This is a genomic window from Micromonospora sp. NPDC007220, from assembly GCF_040634035.1.
Lineage (GTDB): Bacteria > Actinomycetota > Actinomycetes > Mycobacteriales > Micromonosporaceae > Micromonospora > Micromonospora reichwaldensis.
In genome coordinates, this window is sequence record NZ_JBEYEU010000060.1 from 1 (window position 1) to 3012 (window position 3012).

Sequence of the window (3012 nt, forward strand, 5' to 3'; positions counted from 1 at the left end):
GCGGGACCAGTCGGAGGTCGCCGCGGTGACGGCGGCGTTGGGGCAGTTGTGGGTGGCGGGTGTGCCGGTCGACTGGGCTGCCTACCACGGTCAGGCCGGCGCCCGGCCGGGCGTGGTCGACCTGCCCACGTACGCCTTCGACCATCGACGTTACTGGATCAATGCCGCGACGCGGTCCTACCGTCCCCCCGCCGCCCGGCGTACCGCCGCCGACGAGGACTTCTGGCGGGCGATCGAGGCGGAGGACCTGACGACCCTCGCCGAGAGCCTGGCCGTCGACGCCGACGCCCCGCTCGCGGACGTGCTGCCGGCGCTGTCCACCTGGCGACGCCGCCGGGACGCCGAAGCGGCCCTCGACTCCTGGCGCTACCGGGTGGCCTGGCAGCCGCTCGCGGACGACGCCGCCCGCGCCGAGGCGACCGACTTCCTGCTCGTCGTACCGGCCGACGCCGACGCGGCCGTGACGGACTGGGCCGCCGCCCTCGGCGCCGCCGGCGGGCGGATCGTCGAGGTCGACGCCGCGTGCGACCGCAAGCGGCTCGCCCACGACCTCGCCGAGGCGTCGGCCGGCCGCGACGGGGACGTGCTGCCCGTACTCTCCCTGCTGGCCCTCGACACCCGGCCGTACGCCGGGGCCGCCTCCGTGCCGACGGGCCTCGCCGGCACGGTCGCGCTCGCGCAGGCCCTCGGGGACGCCGGGATCACCGCCCGGCTCTGGATCGTCACCCGCGGCGCGGTCTCCGTCGGGTCCCGGGACCGGCACGTCGACCCCGTGCAGGCCATGGCGTGGGGCTTCGGCAGCGTGCTGCGCGCCGAGCACCCGCACCGGTGGGGCGGGCTCGTCGACGTCCCCGAGCAGCCCGACCACGGCGTCGTGCGCATGCTCCGGACGCTGATCGCCGGCACCGGTCAGGAGGACGAGGTCGCCCTCCGCGGTACCGGCGGCCACGCCCGCCGGCTCGTTCGTGCGACGTACGGCGACACCGGTGCGCGCCGTTCCTGGACGCCGCGCGGCACGGTGCTGATCACCGGCGGCACCGGGGCGCTCGGGGGACACGTCGCCCGCACGCTGGCCGCCGAAGGAGCCGAACACCTCCTGCTGGTCAGCCGGCGGGGTGGCGAGGCGCCCGGCGCGACCGCCCTCGCCGAGGAACTCGCCGGGCTCGGCACCCGGGTCACCCTCGCGTCCTGCGACGTGGCCGACCGGGCCGCGCTCGCGGCGCTGCTCGACTCGATCCCCGCCGAGCTTCCGCTGAGCGCCGTCGTGCACACCGCCGCCGCCCTCGACGACAACGTCGTCGACGCCGTCGGCGTCGACCAGCTGGCCACCGCCCTGCGGGCGAAGGTCGACGCCGCGCGCAACCTGGACGAGCTGACCCGGGGCACCGACCTCTCCGCCTTCGTCCTCTTCTCCTCCCTCGCCGGCCTCATGGGCGCCGCCGGGCAGACCACCTACGCGCCGGGCAACGCCTTCCTCGACGCGCTGGCGCAGCGGCGTCGCGCGGAGGGGCTGCCGGCGACCTCGCTCGCCTGGGGCCTGTGGGCCGACGGCGGGGTGAGCGCCGGTGAGTTCGAGCAGCGGCTGAGCCGCACCGGCTTCGGCGCGATGGCACCGGAGACGGCCGTACGCGCCCTCACCCGGGCGCTGGACCGCGACGAGACGTACCTCGTGGTGGCCGACATCGACTGGGCCCGGGTTGCCGCCGCCGGCGGTCGGCGCCCGCACCCGCTGGTCCGCGACCTGCTGGCCGAGGCCGGCGCGGCGGGGGCAGCCGACGCCCCCGTGCCGGCGGCCGACCTGCGCCTCCGCCTGGCGGGAATGTCCGGTGCGGAGCAGCTGCGCGCCCTCGGCGAGCTCGTGCGTGCCGAGGTCGCGGCCGTGCTGGGCCACGAGTCCGCCGAGCGGGTGGCACCGGACCGGGCCTTCCAGGACCTCGGCTTCACGTCGCTGGCGGCGGTCGAGCTGCGCAACCGGCTCGACGCCGCGACCGGCCTCGCGCTGCCGACCACGCTCGCCTTCGACTACCCGAACTCGGCGGCCCTGGCCGGCCACATCCACGCCGAACTGCTCGGCGGGCAGGCGCTGCCCGTCCTCGCCACCACCGGCCCCGTCGTGGGCGACGACCCGATCGTCATCGTCGGCATGGGCTGCCGTTTCCCGGCCGGAGCCGAGTCCCCGGAGGGGCTCTGGGACCTGCTGACGGCCGGCGCCGACGCGATGTCGGGCTTCCCGACCAACCGGCACTGGGACCTGGAGTCCCTGGCCGGCACCGACTCCTACGTCTCGCGCGGGGCCTTCCTGGCCGACGCGGGTGGCTTCGACGCGGAGTTCTTCGGCATCTCGCCGCGCGAGGCGCTGGCCATGGACCCGCAGCAGCGGCTGCTGCTGGAGGTCGCCTGGGAGGCGTTCGAGGACGCCCGGATCGAGCCCCTCGCGCTGCGCGGCGACCGGGTCGGGGTGTTCGCCGGCACGAACGGGCAGGACTACGAGACCGTCGTACGCCAGGCCGGGGAGGCGCTCGCCGGATTCGGTGCGACCGGCGCCTCCGCGAGCGTGTTGTCGGGCCGGGTGGCGTACTCGTTCGGTTTCGAGGGCCCGGCGGTGACGGTGGACACGGCGTGTTCGTCGTCGCTGGTGGCGTTGCACCTGGCTGTGCAGGCGCTGCGGTCGGGCGAGTGCGACCTGGCCCTGGCCGGCGGCGTCACCGTGATGGCCACCCCGGGTGCCTTCATCGAGTTCTCCCGCCAGGGCGGGCTGTCGGCGGACGGCCGCTGCAAGGCCTTCGCCGAGTCGGCGGACGGCACCGCGTGGGGCGAGGGCGTCGGCGTGCTCGTGGTGCAGCGCCTGTCGGACGCGCGGCGCGACGGGCGTCGCATCCTGGCGGTGGTACGCGGTTCGGCGGTGAATCAGGATGGTGCGTCGAACGGGTTGACGGCGCCGAACGGTCCGTCGCAGCAGCGGGTGATTCGGCAGGCTCTTGCGTCTGCGGGTTTGTCGGCGGTTGATGTGGA

Annotated in this window: 1 protein-coding gene; it reads left to right on the forward strand. The window is 76.1% G+C overall.

The genetic code is table 11. From position 1 onward, the window contains the following. Positions 1-25: 25 nt before the first annotated feature. The coding region (locus tag ABZ573_RS32415; RefSeq protein ID WP_358122909.1) for an SDR family NAD(P)-dependent oxidoreductase at positions 26-3012 on the forward strand (2987 nt) is incomplete at its 3' end.